General features: G+C 67.6%; 13 protein-coding genes. 3 read left to right on the forward strand and 10 right to left on the reverse strand.

Going from position 1 to position 16,017, the window contains the following annotated elements; genetic code table 11:
* Positions 1–555 precede the first annotated feature (555 nt).
* The 3 genes from rpsA to ACEQZY_RS10040 form a co-directional block, all read right to left on the reverse strand.
* Entirely contained in the window at positions 556–2,283 is a 1,728-nt protein-coding gene (gene rpsA, locus ACEQZY_RS10030; RefSeq protein WP_341705645.1) for a 30S ribosomal protein S1, read from the reverse strand.
* 144 nt (positions 2,284–2,427) lie between these two features.
* Complete coding sequence (gene cmk, locus ACEQZY_RS10035; RefSeq protein WP_370153973.1) at positions 2,428–3,102, reverse strand: (d)CMP kinase; 675 nt, start codon at positions 3,100–3,102, stop codon at positions 2,428–2,430.
* A gap of 51 nt (positions 3,103–3,153) precedes the next feature.
* A complete protein-coding gene (locus ACEQZY_RS10040) occupies positions 3,154–3,927 on the reverse strand; it encodes a substrate-binding periplasmic protein (protein WP_370153975.1) in 774 nt (257 codons plus the stop codon).
* Between the two features lie 180 nt (positions 3,928–4,107).
* On the opposite strand from ACEQZY_RS10040, the gene ACEQZY_RS10045 reads away from it, so the two are divergent.
* Complete coding sequence (locus ACEQZY_RS10045; RefSeq protein WP_370153977.1) at positions 4,108–5,022, forward strand: EamA family transporter; 915 nt, start codon at positions 4,108–4,110, stop codon at positions 5,020–5,022.
* Positions 5,023–5,081: 59 nt separating this feature from the next.
* Here ACEQZY_RS10045 and ACEQZY_RS10050 read toward each other — a convergent pair whose 3' ends face one another.
* The 4 genes from ACEQZY_RS10050 to ACEQZY_RS10065 are packed head-to-tail and all read right to left on the reverse strand — an operon-like array spanning position 5,082 to position 9,791.
* A complete protein-coding gene (locus tag ACEQZY_RS10050) occupies positions 5,082–6,167 on the reverse strand; it encodes a BMP family ABC transporter substrate-binding protein (RefSeq protein WP_341702481.1) in 1,086 nt (361 codons plus the stop codon).
* A 44-nt stretch (positions 6,168–6,211) separates the two neighbouring features.
* Positions 6,212–7,141, reverse strand: a complete 930-nt coding sequence (locus tag ACEQZY_RS10055) for an ABC transporter permease (protein WP_341702480.1) — start codon at positions 7,139–7,141, stop codon at positions 6,212–6,214.
* Positions 7,138–8,214: an ABC transporter permease gene (locus ACEQZY_RS10060; RefSeq protein WP_341702479.1), complete on the reverse strand. Its 1,077-nt coding sequence runs from the start codon at positions 8,212–8,214 to the stop codon at positions 7,138–7,140. Before ACEQZY_RS10060 ends, ACEQZY_RS10055 begins: the two co-directional genes overlap by 4 nt.
* Positions 8,214–9,791, reverse strand: coding sequence for an ABC transporter ATP-binding protein (locus ACEQZY_RS10065; RefSeq protein ID WP_370153980.1), 1,578 nt, complete (start codon positions 9,789–9,791; stop codon positions 8,214–8,216). Before ACEQZY_RS10065 ends, ACEQZY_RS10060 begins: the two co-directional genes overlap by 1 nt.
* 301 nt (positions 9,792–10,092) lie before the next feature.
* Here ACEQZY_RS10065 and ACEQZY_RS10070 point away from each other — a divergent pair, with 301 nt between their 5' ends.
* Positions 10,093–11,871 carry an SLC13 family permease gene (locus ACEQZY_RS10070; protein ID WP_341702477.1) on the forward strand — a complete coding sequence of 593 codons (1,779 nt, stop codon included), beginning with the start codon at positions 10,093–10,095 and terminating at the stop codon, positions 11,869–11,871.
* A 3-nt stretch (positions 11,872–11,874) separates the two neighbouring features.
* Here the strand turns inward: ACEQZY_RS10070 and trxC are convergent, their stop codons facing one another.
* Positions 11,875–12,312 carry a thioredoxin TrxC gene (gene trxC, locus ACEQZY_RS10075; protein WP_341702476.1) on the reverse strand — a complete coding sequence of 146 codons (438 nt, stop codon included), beginning with the start codon at positions 12,310–12,312 and terminating at the stop codon, positions 11,875–11,877.
* A 283-nt stretch (positions 12,313–12,595) separates the two neighbouring features.
* Here trxC and ACEQZY_RS10080 point away from each other — a divergent pair, with 283 nt between their 5' ends.
* Entirely contained in the window at positions 12,596–14,623 is a 2,028-nt protein-coding gene (locus ACEQZY_RS10080; RefSeq protein WP_370153983.1) for an elongation factor G, read from the forward strand.
* Between the two features lie 4 nt (positions 14,624–14,627).
* Here ACEQZY_RS10080 and ACEQZY_RS10085 read toward each other — a convergent pair whose 3' ends face one another.
* Positions 14,628–15,167, reverse strand: a complete 540-nt coding sequence (locus ACEQZY_RS10085) for a PAS domain-containing protein (RefSeq protein WP_341702474.1) — start codon at positions 15,165–15,167, stop codon at positions 14,628–14,630.
* 5 nt (positions 15,168–15,172) lie between these two features.
* Entirely contained in the window at positions 15,173–15,778 is a 606-nt protein-coding gene (locus tag ACEQZY_RS10090) for a glutathione S-transferase family protein (RefSeq protein ID WP_341702473.1), read from the reverse strand.
* Between the last annotated feature and the right edge of the window lie 239 nt (positions 15,779–16,017).

The raw sequence follows: 16,017 nt of genomic DNA on the forward strand, positions 1-16,017 counted from the left end.
TCCGCTCCCCATGCAGCCGCCCCCTAATTCCTTCGAAACAAATACAACCTAAGGCAGTTCTTGTGGCTGAAAATTGAACCTTATTGCAATAGTTCATTTTTTGTTCTATATTTCACATAAAGCCCTGCTGCCGGACATCGTGAATCTGCCTGTGGGAGGCATGCCTGCATGGCACGGCCTGCCCCACCCGATCTGTCCCGCCCCGATCTGCCCCGCCCTGATCTGTCACGGGCACCCGGCGGACCCGGACCGGAAGCCCCGGGCCGAAAGCCCCGGACCGGAAGCCTGCGGGCGATGCCCGGCGCGGATGGGCGGGAACGGGTGCCAACCGGCACCGGATGGGCGCCGATTGGCGCCGATGGGCATCGAATTGGCTCGAATTGGCATCCAATTGGACGCACTTGGCTGCAATTGGCTCGCAGCAGGCCGGTGCCGGCCGGCCTCTGTCCCGTCTTTTCAATATGTTGACCGGCCGCAGCCCGGTCGCGCCAAAAGAAAAACCCCGGCGGATCGCACCGCCGGGGTTTCCCGAAGTCTGTCCGGAAGCGAGGCGGCTTACTGGCCGGCCTCGTCGTCCTTCTTCTTGCGCATGGCGGCACCCAGGATGTCGCCCAGCGAGGCGCCCGAGTCGGTGGAGCCATACTGCTCCATCGCCTTGCGGTCCTCTTCCATCTCCAGCGCCTTGACCGACAGGGTCAGCTTGCGGGCGCGGCCGTCGATGGTGACGATCTTGGCATCCAGCTTGTCGCCGACCGAGAAGCGCTCCGGGCGCTGCTCGTCGCGGTCGCGGCTCAGCTCCACCTTGCGGATGTAGCCCTGCACGCCGTCGCCGACGCTGACGGTCAGGCCGCGCGGATCGACCGCAGCCACCGTGCAGGTGACCACCGAACCCTTCTTCAGGTCGCCGAGCGACTGGAAGGGGTCATTGGCCAGCTGCTTGATGCCGAGGCTGATGCGCTCCTTCTCGACATCGATGTCGAGCACCTGCGCCTGCACCACCTGGCCCTTCTGGTATTCGGCGATCGCCTGCTCGCCCGGCTTGTTCCAGTCGAGATCCGACAGATGGACCATGCCGTCGACGCCGCCATCGAGACCGATGAAGAGGCCGAACTCGGTGATGTTCTTGATCTCGCCCTCGATGTTCGAACCGACCGGATGCTTCTCGGCGAAGGCATCCCACGGATTCGACATGCACTGCTTGAGACCCAGGCTGATGCGGCGCTTGGCCGGATCGACCTCGAGCACCATCACTTCCACTTCCTGCGAAGTCGAAACGATCTTGCCCGGATGGACGTTCTTCTTGGTCCAGCTCATCTCGGAGACGTGCACCAGACCCTCGACGCCCGGCTCCAGCTCCACGAAGGCGCCGTAGTCGGTGATGTTGGTGACGCGGCCCATGAAGCGCGCCGTCACCGGGTACTTGGACTTCACGCCCTCCCACGGATCGGCTTCCAGCTGCTTCATGCCGAGGCTGATGCGCTGGGTTTCCGGATTGACGCGGATCACCTGCACCTTGACGGTAGCGCCGATCGAGAGGACTTCCGACGGATGGTTGACGCGACGCCAGGCGATGTCGGTGACATGCAGCAGGCCGTCGACGCCGCCGAGATCGACGAACGCACCGTAATCGGTGATGTTCTTGACCACGCCGTCGAGGATCTGGCCTTCCTTCAGGTTGGACACCAGCTCGCTGCGGGCCTCGGCGCGGCTCTCTTCCAGAACGGCGCGGCGCGACACGACGATGTTGCCGCGGCGGCGGTCCATCTTGAGGATCTGGAACGGCGACGGCTGGCCCATCAGCGGGCCGATGTCGCGCACCGGACGGACGTCGACCTGGCTGCCCGGCAGGAAGGCGACGGCGCCCGACAGGTCGACGGTGAAGCCGCCCTTGACCTTGCCGAAGATCACGCCTTCGACGCGCTGGTTGGCGTTGAAGCTCTGCTCCAGCTTCTCCCAGGCTTCCTCGCGGCGGGCCTTGTCACGGCTGATGACGGCTTCGCCCTGGGCATTCTCGATGCGGTCGAGGAACACCTCGACCACGTCGCCCACCTTGATCTCGGGCGCACGGCCCGGACCGGCGAATTCCTTCAGAGGGACGCGGCCCTCGCATTTCAGGCCGACATCGATGAGCGCGAAATCGTTCTCGATGGCGACCACGACGCCCTTGACCACCGAGCCTTCCATGGCGGAGGAGCTGGTGAACGACTCTTCGAGCAGGGCGGCAAAATTTTCGTTGCTGGCGAACGAGCTGTCATCAGCCCGCACAGCGCTGGTTTTAGCCATATTGTCTCCTGGATGTCCCTGGGTTGGTGGCCTGCCGGTGCGCGGGATCCGCTCGGGATCCGATCTGGGCGCGACCGCGGGACGGTGCAGGCATCCGGCGCCGACGCAGCGACCGGGGGTTCGGTGGATCCGCCTGAAGCGGCGTCAGGGCTTCAGGGCTGCGGCAACGATCTCGGCGGCTGCCGCAACGGCCGCTTCTATATCCAAATCCGAGGTATCGAGCAAGTGCGCATCCCCGGCCGGCTTCAGCGGCGCCGTCTCGCGGGCCTGGTCCTGGGCGTCACGACGGCGCAAATCCGCCAGAATCTGGTCGTAGGTGGCGTTTTCTCCCTTGTCGATCAGCTCTTTATGCCGACGGGCGGCCCGCACCTCGTCCCGCGCGGTCACAAACAGCTTCACCCGGGCATCCGGGCAGACCACGGTGCCGATATCGCGGCCGTCGAGGATGGCGCCGGCCTGCCCCCCCGGCGGGCGGGCGGCATAGCTCCGCTGGTAATCCAGCAGGGCGGCCCGCACGCCGGGAATGGCCGCCACTTTCGAGGCGGCAAGGCCGACCGCCTCCGACCGCAGGTCGGGCGCCTTCAGGTCCGCCTCGGCCAGGCCGGCGGCGGCGGCCGTGGCGGCACCGGCATCGGCGGGATCGCCGCCCGCGCGCAGTACCTTCGATCCGACCGCCCGGTACAGGGCGCCGGTATCGAGATAGGCAAAGCCGAACTGGGCGGCCAGCCGGCGGGCCAGCGTGCCCTTGCCGGCGGCAACGGGGCCGTCCACGGCGATGACCGGGGCACGGGCGGAAGCGGGGGCGGGATCAGCAGACATCGCCAGCGGGTTTACCCGGATTGCCGCTGCTTTGCCACTCCCGGCCGCCGTTCATTCCCAGCGGCGCAGGATCGCCGCCAGCCCGCCATTGGCCCGCAGCTCGCCCAGCGCCCAGGCCAGCCGCGCGGCAACCACCGGCTTTGTCCGCGGCACGGCGATGTAGCGCGGCACCTCGGCGAAGGCCCGCGGCAGGAAGCGGATGCGCTCGCGCAGGCCGGCGCGGCGGGCTTCGAAACTGAGGGTCTCGCGGTCGCCGATGATCACCTCGACCCGGCCGGCCACCAGCATGCGCACCAGCTGGCCGTTCGAGCCGGCGGCGGCATCCTTGTCGAGATCCGTGGCGGTGTCGAAGGCGGCGCCGTAGGTATAGCCCTGCACCATGCCGATGCGGCGGCCCCGCAATCCGGCCAGGCCGCCATAATCGGCAAGGTCGGATTCCTGGCGCACGGCGAAGACGGTCTGGCCGCTGCGATGCGGGCCGACCATGTGATACTTCTCGAACCGCTCGGGCCGGCCGACGAACTGGAAGGCGGCGTCGAGGTCGCCCTGCTCCAGCAGCTGCTGCACCCGGTTCCAGGGCAGCGGCAGCAGCTTCGGTTCGGCGCCGGCCTGGCGGACGATCGCCGAGACGATCTCGGCATCGAGGCCGACCACCCGCCCGGCCTCGACATAATTGTAGGGCGGGAAATTCTCGTCACAGGCCACCCGCCAGCTTTCGGCCGGGCTTTCGGCCGCAGCCGGCGCAGCCAGGCCGGCAGCGAGCAGGCTGGCAGCGAGCAGGCTGGCAGCGAGAAAGCCAGCCGGCCGGCCGAAGCAGCGCCTCATGCGGGATCTCCTGCGCATCGCAGCTCCACTTCACAGCGCTGCAGCGCGGCATGCAAGCGAAACCTGCCGGCCAGTCCGGCCCGGCAAATTCGTCTCAAGGGCGGCAGGAACGCTTCTCATTTGCCCGCCGCGGCAACAGGGCCTATGCAGGAAGCCGTTTTCCGCCGGAGGCAGGGCATCGTGGACTGGGCCTGGATCCCGATCACCATCTGGGCGGCGGCGTGCCAGACCACCCGCACGGCGCTGCAGAAACACCTCAAGGGCCGGCTCAGCACCAACGGCGCCAGCTTCACCCGTTTCGCCTACGGCCTGCCGCTGGCGCTGGCCTATCTTGCCGCCACCGTCCTCGCCACCGGCCGGCCGACCCCCGCCCCGCATGCGGAATTCCTCGGCTGGATGCTGCTGGGTGCGGTGGCACAGATTCTCGCCACCAACCTGCTGATCCTCGCGCTGACCATGCGCAACTTCGTCGTCGGCACCGCCTATTCGAAAACCGAGGCGATCCAGGCCGCTGCCTTCGGCATGGTGATGCTGGGCGAGCCGGTCAGTGCCGGCGGCATCGCCGCCATCCTGATCGGCACGGTCGGCGTGCTGCTGATCTCGCTGAAGGGCAGCCGCAACCTGCTGCATGATTTCCTGTGGGGCTGGCGCGAGACGCCGGCGCTGATCGGGATCGGGTCCGGTGCGCTGTTCGCGGTCTCGGCGATCAGCTTCCGCGCTGCCTCGCTGTCGCTGGACGAAACCTTCATGCCGCTGGCGGCGGCGACCACGCTCGCCTGGGCGGTATCGGTGCAGATCCTGCTGATGCTGGGCTGGCTGCTGTGGCGCGAGCCGGGCGAACTGCGCCGGGTCGCCGCCGCCTGGCGGCCGGGCCTGGTGGTCGGCATGGCATCGGCCGCCGGCTCGGCCGGCTGGTTCACGGCGATGGCGATGCAGGTGGCTGCCTATGTCCGCATGCTGGGCATGGTGGAGATGGTCTTCACCTTCCTGGTGGCATATCTGATTTTCCGCGAGCGGCCGGCCCGCAGCGAGATTGCCGGCGTGGCCCTGCTGCTGGCCGGCATCCTGCTGTCGCTGGCCGTGCGGCTCGGCTGACGCAAAAAACGCGGGCGGCCGAAGCCGCCCGCGCCGGTTGGTCCGGAAGACCGGAGGCCTCAGGCCTTCACGCCCTCGACATACCAGTCCATCTTCAGCAGGTCGCCGTCGGACATGCGCTCGCCCGCCTTCACGACCACTTCGCCCTTCTGGTTCTTGATCGGGCCGGTGAAGGCATGGAACTTGCCCGAGATGGTATCCGCCACCATGGCATCGGCCTCCTTGCGCAGCTCGGCCGGCACGGCATCGCCCCAGGGCGCCATCACCAGCGCGCCTTCCTTGAAGCCTTCCCAGGTCGACTGGGTCTTCCAGGTGCCATCCAGCACGGCCTGGACGCGCGCGATGTAATGCGGGGCCCAGATGTCGAGGATCGCCGACAGTTGCGCCTTCGGGGCATACTGCTTCATGTCGGATGCCTGGCCGAAGCCGAGGATGCCGCGCGCCTCGGCCACCTGCAGCGGCGCCGGGCTGTCGGTATGCTGGGTCATGATGTCGACGCCCTGGTCGATCAGCGCCTTGGCGGCATCGGATTCCTTGGCCGGATCGAACCAGGAATTCACCCACACCACGCGCACCTCGGCATCCGGCCGCACCCTGCGCGCCGCAATCGCCGTGGCATTGATGCCCATGACGACCTCGGGGATCGGCACCGAGGCGACGTAACCGATCTTGCCGGTCTTGGTCAGCTTGCCGCCGATATGGCCAAGGATGGCGCGGCCCTCGTAGAAGCGTGAATTGTAGGCGCTCATGTTCGGCGCGGTCTTGTAGCCGGTGGCATGCTCGAACATCACCTTCGGGAACTGCTTGGCGACCCGCAGGGTCTGTTCCATGTAGCCGAAGGAGGTCGTGAAGATCAGGCCATGGCCCTGCTGGGCCAGCTGGCGGATCACGCGCTCGGCATCCGGGCCCTCGGCCACGCTTTCGACATAGGTGGTCTTCACCTTGTCGCCGAACTTCTTCTCGACCGCCTTGCGGCCAAGGTCATGGCCATGGGTCCAGCCATAATCGCCGATCGGACCGACATAGACGAAGCCGACCTTCAGGGGTTCGGCGGCCTGGGCGGCGCGGATGCCGGATGCCGTCACGAGGGCGGTGGTGGCGGCGGCTCCCTGCAGGAAGCGGCGGCGGTCAATTTTCCAGAGCATCTGTTTTCTCCTTTGCTGATGCAATTCGGGTCCGGAAACTTTGGTCAGCTGGGCGGACTGAAAGGCTTGCCGAGACAGGCCGGCGCATCGAGCCGGCCGCGCCACGCGCCGCCGGCGATCACCGTCAGCAGCGCAATGGTGGCAAGATACGGCAGCATGTTCATCACCTGGGCCGGAATCTGCACGAGGCCGGAGCCCTGCAGATAGAGCTGGATGATGGTCACGCCGCCGAACAGGTAGGCACCGGCCAGCAGCCGGCCCGGCCGCCACGAGGCGAAGGCGACCAGCGCCAGCGCGATCCAGCCGCGGCCCGCGGTCATGCCCTCGATCCACATCGGTGTCACCGACAGCGACAGGCAGGCGCCGCCCAATCCGCTGAGCGCGCCGCCGAACAGGACGGCGAGATAGCGGATGCGGATCACGTGATAGCCGATCGAGTGGGCCGAAATATCGGATTCGCCGCAGGCCCGCAGGATGCGGCCGGCACGGCTGCGCGACAGGAACCAGGCAACCCCGGCGGTGGCCGCCAGTGACAGGTAGACCAGGGCATCCTGACCGAACAGGATCGGCCCCAGTACCGGCAGATCGGTGAATCCCGGCAGGTCGAGTTTCGGCATCGCCGGGATCGGCGTACCGACATAACGGGCACCGATCAGGGCACTGAGCCCGATCCCGAAAATGGTCAGCGCCAGTCCGGTCGCCACCTGGTTGGCCAGCAGGCTGAGGGTGAGGACGGCAAACAGCAGAGCCATGCCGGCGCCCGCCACTGCGGCCGCCACCATGCCCAGCGTGTGACTACCGGTGGCGACCACGGTGCCGAAGCCGGTGACCGCACCGGCCAGCATCATGCCCTCGACCCCGAGATTGAGCACGCCGGAGCGCTCGGTGACCAGCTCGCCCAGCGCCGCGAACAGCAGCGGCGTTGCCGCCCCGATCACGGTCACGAACATCGGCACCAGCAGGTCGGCGGTCATGGGCGGGCCTCCGCGCGGGCGGCAATACGGACACGGTAGCGGGCGAGGAAATCGGTCGCCAGCAGGAAAAACAGCAGCAGCCCCTGGAACATGCCGGTGGCGGCCCGCGGCAGGCCGACCGCGATCTGCGCATTCTCGCCACCGACATAGGTCAGGGCCATCAGCAGGCCGGATGCCAGGATGCCGATCGGATGCAGCCGGCCGAGAAACGCCACGATGATCGCGGTGAAGCCGTAGCCCGGCGTGATCACCGGCACCAGCTGGCCGATCGGGCCGGCCACTTCCAGGGTGCCGGCCAGGCCGGCCAGGCCGCCGGAGACCAGGAAGGACAGCCAGACCAGCCGGTTCTCGCGGAAGCCGGCATGGCGCGCGGCCGCCGGCGCCAGCCCGGCGACGCGGATTTCGAAACCGGTGACCGTGCGCTCGAGCAGCACATAGGCCAGCAGCGCGATGACGATGGCGGCCGGCACGCCGGCATGGATGCGGGTCCCCTCCACCAGCAGGCTCAGGGTCTCGGAGTCGTTGAACATGCGCGATTGCGGGAAATTGAAACCCTGCGGATCCTTCCACGGGCCGTAGACCAGCGTGGAGAGGAACAGCGCCGCCACATAGGTCAGCATCAGACTGGTCAGGATCTCGTTGACGTTGAAGCGCGCCTTGAGGAAAGCCGGAATGGCCGCCCAGGCCATGCCGCCGAGAATGCCGGCCAGCACCATCAGCGGAAATATCCAGACGCCGGTTTCGTGCCAGAAGGCCAGCGCCACGCCGCCGGAAGCGACTGCGCCCAGGGTGAGCTGCCCCTCGGCACCGATATTCCACACATTGGCGCGGAAACCGATGGCCAGCCCGATGCCGATCATCACCAGCGGCGCCGCCTTGATGAGCACCTCGCCAATGCTGCTCAGCGTTTCGAAGGGTTCGATGAAGATGTGATACAGCGCGGCTCCGGCATCGACACCCAGCGCCAGAAACAGCACCACCCCGGCCAGCAGCGTGAGGCCAAGCGCCAGCAGCGGTGTGGCATAAAGCAGCGGCAGCGAGGCAGCGGCGCGTTTTTCGATGCGGATGGCCATCAATGCACCGCCGCCACGGATGCACCGCCCATCAGCAGGCCGATCTCGTCGACCGTCAGGCTGACGGTCGGGCGCGGCGCCGACAGCCGGCCGCCATGAATCACGGCAATGCGGTCCGACAAAGCCAGCAATTCGTCAAGGTCCTGCGAGATTACCACCACGGCACAGCCGCGCGCGGCCAGATCAAGCAGGGCCTGCTGCACGGTGGCGACCGCCGCGGCATCGATGCCCCAGGTCGGCTGCGCGACCACCAGCACGTCAGGTTCCTGCAGGATTTCCCGGCCGATGATGAATTTCTGCAGGTTGCCGCCGGACAGGCTGCCTGCCGGCGCCTCCGGTCCCTTGCAGCGCACGTCGAAGGCGGCGATCACCTTCTCTGCATACCGACGCGCCGCCGGACGATCCAGGAAACCGCGCGCCACCATGCCCAGCCGGTCGCGTGCCGTCAGCAGCACATTGTCGGCCAGCGACAGTTCCGGCACCGCGCCATGGCCGTTGCGCTCTTCCGGCACGATGCCAAGGCCGAGACGCCGGCGCCGGGATGGCCCGAGCCGTCCGGCCGGCTCGCCATTGATGCGCAGGCTGGCCGCCGTGTCGGACAGCCGCTCGCCAGCCAGCGCCGCCAGCAATTCACCCTGGCCGTTGCCGGCAACGCCGGCGATGCCGAGAATCTCGCCGGCTGCAACGGCAAAGCTGACATCGGCGATACCGACCCCATGGGCCGCCTCGGCGGCCAGCGACAGGCCGGCCACCTCCAGCCGCGGCGCGCCGGCATCCGCACCGGCATCCCCACCGGCATCGGCCGCCCGCCGTTCGGCAGTGCGGAATTCCGATCCGACCATCAGCGCGGCCAGGCTGCGGGCGGTTTCTGCCTGCGGATCGCAGGCGGCGACAACCCGCCCGCCACGCAGGATCGTGGCCCGGTCGCACAGGCTGCGGATTTCCTCCAGCTTGTGCGAGATATAGAGGATGGCACAGCCCTCGGCAGCTAGCTGGCGCAGGGTGGCAAACAGGCGATCCACCTCCTGAGGGGTCAGCACCGAGGTTGGCTCGTCCATGATCAGCAGGCGCGGTGCCTGCAACAGGCAGCGCACGATCTCGATGCGCTGGCGTTCACCGACCGATAGGTCGTGCACGTAGCGGGCGGGATCGAGCGGCAGGCCATAGGCCGCCGAGACATCGCGAATCCGCTTCGCCAGCACCCGCGCATCGCGCGGGGCATCGTCGAGGCCAAGCGCCACATTCTCCGCCACCGTCATTGCCTCGAACAGCGAGAAATGCTGGAACACCATGCCGATGCCACGCTGCCGGGCCGCACGCGGTTCGGCCGCCGGCGCCGGATCACCCTGCCAGAGAATCTGGCCGGCATCGGGCTGCAGCAGTCCGTAGAGCATCTTCACCAGGGTGGATTTGCCGGCACCGTTCTCGCCGAGCAGTGCATGGATTTCGCCCGGTCGCACGGCAAGATCGATGTGGTCGTTGGCCACCAGCGCACCGAACCGCTTCACCAGGCCATGGGTTTCCAGCAGCGGAACCGCCGCCACATCCCTGGCAATGCTGTCGGTGTCAGTGCGCATGGCCGGTTCGTCCGGCGCGGATTCTGCGATCCAGCGCTTCAGCGTCGATCATTGTGCGTTCAGCCCGCCCCGTCTGTCTCGCCGACAGGTTAGAGCATTCATCCGGCGGCTGCCAAGCTGGCGTCGGGGAAATGCCGCGCAATCCGCGGATCGGGGAGACGGATGCGCCCAGATGTTGTCCAAATGGTCAAGAAACCGGCAGGCCCCGACCGGCGCGGCCGGCGAATCGTCCGTACCGGGTTATGCACAGGCCGGCTGCGCGGCGTTGGACGCCTCCCGCGGTTTTGAATACGCTCCGGCCATGACCCTTCCCCAGATTGAGATTCTCATCCTGCTGCTGGTCGCCCTGGTCCTGTTTGCATCGGGCCGGCTGCGCCATGACCTGGTGGCCCTGCTGGTCCTGCTGGTGGCCGTGATCCTGGGCCTGGTGCCGTTCGACCAGACATTTGCCGGTTTCGGCCATCCCGCCGTGATCACCGTGGCCGCCGCCCTCGTCGTCAGCCGCGCCATCGCCGCCACCGGCATTCTCGACAATGTCGCCTCGCGGCTGGCCGCACGGGCAAAGCATCCCTTCCTGCTGATTGTGCTGCTCGGCCTGCCGGCGGCCCTGGCTTCCTCGGTGATGAACAACGTGGCCGCGCTGGCCCTGATGATGCCGGTGGCGATTGCCGTCAGCCGCTCGGCCCAGGCCTCACCCAGCCTGACGCTGATGCCGCTGTCCTTCATCTCCATGCTGGGCGGCCTGATCACCCTGATCGGCACCCCGCCCAACGTGATCATCGCCACGGTGCGCGCCGACCGGCTGGGCGAGGCCTTCCATCTGTTCGATTTCGCCCCGGTCGGCATCGCCGTATCCATTGCCGGCATTGCCTTCATCGCGCTGATCGGCTGGCGGCTGGTGCCGCAGCGGGTGGCGGCCAGAAACGGCGGCGGGCACGAAGGCGTCCAGGAATACCTGCTGGAGGCCCGTGTCGGCGACGAATCGCCGCTGGCCGGCAAGCCGCTGCGCGAGACAACGACGAAACTGGACGAGCATGACGCCACCCTGCTGGGGCTGAAACGCGGCGACGTGACCATCCCGAGTGCCGCCCAGTGGACCCCGGTGCGCGCCGGCGACACCCTGCTGATCGAAGCCGCGCCGGACGATGTCGGCGAAATGGTCAAGGCGCTGGACCTGTCCCTGTTCCAGCCCGACAACGAGGTCATCGAGGATGCCCGCGCCGGCGACCTGAAGCTGATCGAGGCGGTGGTGCGCCCCTATGGCCTGATCGAAGGCCTGACCCCGGCCGAAGTGCGGCTGCGCCAGCGCTATCTGGTCAATCTTCTCGGCGTCGCGCGCGAGGGCGTGCGGCGTTTCCGCGGCCTGAAGAACTGGCGATTCAGCCCCGGCGACGTGCTGCTGCTGCAGGGTGAAGGCGACCGCATCGACGATGCGGTCGGCCGGCTTGGCCTGCTGCCGCTCGCCACCCGCGATCTTACCATCGGCCCCCGGCCCGGCGCCTTCGTTACCATCGGCATCGTGTTTCTGGCCCTGCTGGCACTGGCATTCGGCCTGGCACCGGCCGCCATCTGCCTGGCAGCGGCAGCCGTTGTACTGATGGTCAGCGGCCGCATCCGCCTGCGCGAGGCCTATGATGCCGTGGATGGCTCGGTGCTGGTGCTGCTGGCCGCCATGATGCCGGTGGGCGACGCCTTCGACAAGACGGGCACGACGAAACTGATCGCCGACCTTCTGGTCGGCCTGTCCGGCGACCTGTCGCCGTTATGGATTCTCGCCCTGGTGCTGGTGGTCACCATGCTGGTTTCCGATATCGTCAACAATGCCGCGACCGCGCTGCTGATGGCGCCGCTGGGCATCGATATCGCCCAGCGCCTGCAGGTCAGCCCCGATGCCTTCCTGATGGCGGTGGCAATCGGCGCCTCCTGCGCCTTCCTCACCCCGATCGGCCACCAGAACAACCTGCTGGTGATGGGCCCCGGCGGCTATCGCTTCAGCGACTACTGGCGCATGGGCCTGCCGCTGGAAATCGTCGTGTTCGGCGTCGCCATGCTGCTGCTGCCGGTGTTCTGGCCGCTCTGACGCCTAGGCCGACAGCGCCTGCCCGAGCCAGGCCTTCAGCTGCGGCATTGGCATGGCACCGGCGGTGCGGGCAACTTCGCGTCCCTTGCGGAGCAGCATCAGGGTCGGGATCGAGCGGATGCCGAACCTGGCCGCCAGCCCCTGCTCGGCCTCGGTATCCAGCTTGGCCACCCGCAGCCGCGGCTCGAATTCCTGCGCGGCTGTGTCGATCACCGGCGCCATCATCCGGCAGGGACCGCACCAGGCGGCCCAGAAATCCACCAGCAACGGCAGGTCGCTGCCGGCATGGCGCTCGAAATTCTGTGCGGTCAGCGCCAGTGGCCGGCCGGCAAAAAGCGGCTGGCCGCAGCGCCCGCATTTGCCGCCATCCGACAGCCGGTCGGCCGGCACCCGGTTCAGGCTGCTGCAATGGGGGCAGGCAATATGCAACGCTTCGCTCATGGTCGTATCCCTCGGCCGGACAGCGGCCGGATCAGGTCTCCCTCACAGATATTAGCTGTTACTAAAATAACAAGCCCTCGCTCCGTACGCGGCACGATAAAGTCACAAAACCCCTCTGTTCGGGCCGGCGGCGCTATGGAATCCTGTCGGCAGGTTGAGTGAGCCCGCCGCGCAGTTCGGCGTCAGAACCGACCGTCGCGACAGCCTGTCCAGACCGCTTTCTCGCCGGCCCCCGGGCCGGACACCACCGCGCAGCCCCGCTGCGCCAGAGGGAGGACAAGCCATGACCGCGAGACAACCGTCTGCCGCCCGGGTGGCGGCCCTGGTCGGCCCCTACACGGCCGGCAAGACCAGTCTGCTGGAAGCCCTGCTGTTTGCCGCCGACGCCCTGCCGCGCAAGGGCAGCGTTGCCGCCGGCACCAGCCTCGGCGATGCCGCGCCCGAGGCACGCAGCCGCCAGATGACCATCGAGCCCAACATCGCCGGCTGCCGGTTTCTCGACGATCCATGGGTATTCCTCGACTGCCCGGGTTCGGTCGAACTGGCGCAGGAAGCCCTCGCTGCCCTGATGGTTGCCGATATCGCCATCGTCGTCGCCGAGCCGGATCCGGCGCGTGCCGTCGTGCTTGCCCCGCTGCTGAAATTTCTCGACGCGCGCCGCATCCCGCATCTGCTGTTCGTCAACAAGCTGGACCGGACCGATATCCGCATGCGCGACCTGCTGGCCGTGCTGCAGCAGGTCTCGGACCGGCCGCTGGTACTGCGCGAGGTGCCGATCCGCGACGGCGAAACGGTCACCGGCTATGTCGACCTGGTCAGCGAACGCGCCTATCGCTGGCGCGAGAATGCCGCCTCCGACCTGATCGGCATGCCGACCGAACTGCAGCCGCGTGAGAGCGAGGCCCGCCAGCAGCTGCTGGAAACCATTGCCGATTTCGACGATGCCCTGCTGGAACAGCTGCTGGAGGACAGCGTGCCTGGCCCGGCCGACATATACGCCCAGCTGCGCAAGGATCTGGCCGGCGACCTGATCGTGCCGGTCTTCTTCGGCTCGGCCGAACATGGCAACGGGGTGATGCGGCTGTGGAAGGCCCTGCGGCATGAAACACCGCAGCCGGCGGAAACCGCCACGCGGCTCGGGCTGGCCACGGGCGATACGCTGTCCGCCACCGTGTTCAAGACCCTGCACCAGCCGCATACCGGCAAGCTGAGCATCGCCCGCCTCTGGCAGGGCAGCATCGCCGAGAATACCCAGTTCGGCAGCCGGCGCCTGGCCGGGCTGTACCGCCTGCAGGGTGCCGCCGTCGAACGGGCCGGCCAGGCCACGGCCGGCGATGTGGTGGCCTTCGGCCGGCTCGACGACATCGCCACCGGCATGCAGCTTGATGTCGATGGCCACGGCATGCCGGTTGCCGACTGGCCGATGCCGGCCGCACCCGTGCATGCCGTGGCCCTGACGCCGACCGATCGCAAGGACGAGGTGAAACTGACTGCCGCGCTGGCCCGTCTGCGCGACGAGGATCCGAGCCTGGTGATCGATCAGACCGACAACCAGCTGCTGCTGCGCGGCCAGGGCGAGATTCACCTCAAACTGGCCATCGACAAGCTGCAGCAGCGCTTCAATGTCGGCGTGCGCACCGGCCTGCCGTTCACCGCCTACCGCGAAACCATCCGCCACGGCGCTCACCAGCATGCGCGGTTCAAGCGGCAGTCCGGCGGTCATGGCCAGTTCGCCGACATCAAGATCGACATCGCGCCGCTGCCGCGCGGTACCGGCTACAGCTTCGTCAACCGCATCGTCGGCGGCGCCATCCCCAAGAACTTCATTCCCGCCGTCGACGAGGGCGTGCAGGATTCGCTGCAACGCGGCCCGCTCGGGTTTCCTGTCATCGACGTGATGGTGACCCTGACCGACGGGCAGTTCCATTCGGTCGATTCATCGGATCAGGCCTTCCGCACTGCCGGCAGCATCGCCATGAGCGAAGGCCTGCCGGAATGCGCGCCGGTCCTGCTGGAGCCGATCCAGGCCGTCAGCTTCACCGTGCCGAACGAATATACTGCCAAGGTGCATGCCATCGTCTCGGCGCGACGCGGCCAGATTCTCGGCATGGCGGCGCGCGAGGGCTGGCCCGGCTGGGACCAGATCGACTGCTACATGCCCGAGGCGGAAATGCGCGATCTGGCTGTCGAGCTGCGTTCGGCGACCATGGGGGTCGGCGGCTTCACCAGCTGTTTCGATCACCTGCAGGAACTGGCCGGCAAGCTGGCCGACCGCGTGGTCGAGGACCGGCGCCGCGCGCTGGCGGCATAGCCGGTCACGGCACGACCAGGGTCGGGCCGGGGATGAAATCCTTGGCATGGGTGTAGGTGGGCGCATCGCCGAAGGCGGTGTCCGTCTCGAAGACCTGTATGGCGACGAACATGTCCGGCACGAGACCGTCCGCCGCCAGCGGACAGATCAGCCGGCGGGTCAGTCCCCGCCGGCCGCTGAGCGCACGATAGCCGGTTTCCGAATAGACCGGCCGTCGCGACGCCAGCGACTGCTGGTACAGTCCGTTGATATAGGCGGCATAGCTGCGGTTGGGATTCAGCTCGTCGATCCGGTGTCCGGTCAGGTCAAGCCCCGCCTGTTCCGCCAGCATGGTGCCGACCAGCCGGAACCGGAAAGCCTTGTCGCCGCCGGCATCGATCACATCGACCAGCGCCATATACGGCAGCAGGTCAGGACCGAGCGCGACCGGATCGATATCCGCGCGGGCAGGCAGCCGGCCTGCGGCCGGTTGGCGTATGCGCCAGTAATCCAGCAGCCGCAGGACGCGGCGGTCGACGGTCCAGGGCTGTGGCGCCGAGTCCATCGCGGTCAGGCCGGGATGGTGGCCTTCAGCGACGGCCGGGCGAAGAACCGGTCGGCCCAGGCCGCAGTCTGCGGGTGGCTGCCGCGCCAGTTCAGATGGTCGTAGCGGAAATCGAGATAGCCCAGCGCGCAGGCGATGGTCACGGTGCCGATATCAACGCGGTCACCGAAGCCCGGCGCCAGTTTCTCGATCTCGGCCAGGGCACCGTGCATCTTGCCCGACTGGCCATCCGCCCATTGCGGCCAGCGCCTGTCTTCGGGACGCAGGAAGCTCTCGTACCGCACCAGCAGGGCTGCATCAAGCAGGCCATCGCCCAGTGCCTGCTGGCGCAGCACGCTCCAGCGCGCCGCATCGGCAGGAAAGAACTTCGCCCCCTGATGCAGACTGTCGAGATATTCGCAGATCACCCGGCTGTCGAAGAGAATCTCGCCGCCATCAGTGACCAGGGCCGGCACCTTGGCCAGCGGGTTGGCGGCCGCGACGGCGGCATTGGGCTCGATCGGGGTGGTCGCGGCCGGAATGCGCTCGATGCGGCTGTCGAGGTTGGTTTCCAGGGCCATAACCGTGACCTTGCGGACATAGGGCGAGGTCGGGGAAAAATAGAGCTTCATGGGGTTTCCTCAGGACTGATTGCCGGCAGAGCCTAGCCGCTCGCCGCCGGGGCCGCCAGCCGGGGTCCGGAACCGGAGGATCGAAAAAAACGCCGGCAGCAACGGTGGGAACCGTTGCGGCCGGCGCAAGTGTCCGTCTCGCCACCCGGCGGAAAAGAGCCGGGTCTCGCAGCCCGATGCGCCTCGGCACCGGAATGCTGCTTTCTGTAAAGCAGGTTTCATGCCAAGCCCGATCCTTG

It is taken from the genome of Ferrovibrio sp. (assembly GCF_964218355.1).
Lineage (GTDB): Bacteria > Pseudomonadota > Alphaproteobacteria > Ferrovibrionales > Ferrovibrionaceae > Ferrovibrio.